The sequence below is a fragment of the Vibrio sp. 1402 genome (assembly GCF_033340275.1).
This window is the reverse complement of record NZ_JAWOWE010000065.1, coordinates 1-1,231: the sequence shown is the minus strand read 5'-3', so window position 1 is coordinate 1,231 and position 1,231 is coordinate 1. Positions and strand designations below refer to the sequence as shown.

Annotated in this window: 1 protein-coding gene; it reads right to left on the bottom strand. The window is 49.1% G+C overall.

Annotation, left to right across the window (positions count from 1 at the left end; genetic code table 11):
- On the bottom strand, nt 1-1,231 hold a 1,231-nt coding region (locus R7044_RS24125), incomplete at both ends, for an ABC transporter ATP-binding protein (RefSeq protein ID WP_225455864.1).

Below are 1,231 nucleotides of genomic sequence, written 5' to 3'. Positions count from 1 at the left end.
TAGCGATACGCTGACGCTGACCACCAGACAACTTCACGCCTCGTTCGCCAACTTGCGCATCGTAGCCGACATTGGCAAATGGGTCGGTCAGTGTTTCGATGAACTCGTGAGCGTGCGCTTGTTTCGTCGCTTTCAGCAGTTCCCCTTCTGAGGCGGTTGGGTTGCCGTACAAGATGTTATCTCTTATTGAACGGTGCAAAAGAGACGTATCCTGTGTCACCATACCAATTTTCGAGCGCAACGAATCTTGCGTGACGTCAGCAATGTTTTGAACGTCAATCTTAATGCTGCCTTCTTCCACATCATGGAAGCGTAACAGCAAGTTCACCAACGTGGATTTGCCTGCGCCAGAGCGCCCAACCAAGCCGACTTTTTCGCCAGGTTTGATGTCGAGATTCAGATGGTTGATGACGCCTTTGTTTTCACCGTAATGAAAGCTGACGTTATCGAACTGGATGCCACCTTGAGATACGACCAAGTCTTTCGCATTCGGTTTGTCTTGGATATCGATAGGTTTGGACAGTGTTTTCATGCCATCCACGACAGTACCCATGTTTTCAAACAGGGCTCCTACTTCCCACATGATCCACATCGACATGCCGTTAACGCGCAGCGCTAGGCTGACCGCAATAGCAATGGCACCGACGCTAATCGCGCTGTCCAACCACAGATAAATCGACAAAGCCGCGACGGAAAACACCAAGATGTAGTTGGAAATTTCAACCGCCACGTCAAAGCCTGTCACCAAGCGCATTTGGCGATAAACCGTGTTGAGAAATCCTTTCATGCCTTGTTCGGCATATTGGGTTTCTCGCTGGCTATGTGAAAACAGCTTCACGGTTTGGATGTTGGTGTAGCTGTCGACAATACGGCCTGTCATGGTTGAGCGCGCATCGGCTTGCTCAGAGGCCACATCTTTCAGTTTCGGTACAAAGTAAATCTGAATCGCGATGTAAACCAAAAGCCAGACAATCATCGGAATCATTAAACGCCAATCTGCAGCTGCTAACATCACGACCATACTGGTGAAGTAAACCGTCACGTAGACAAACACGTCCATGCTCTTCATGACCGTTTCACGTACTGCGAGAGAGGTTTGCATCACTTTGGTCGCAACGCGCCCTGCAAAATCATCTTGATAGAAGTTCAGACTCTGATTGAGCAGATAACGGTGAGCAAGCCAGCGAATGGACATTGGGTAGTTACCCAACAAGGTTTGATGCACCAGCAA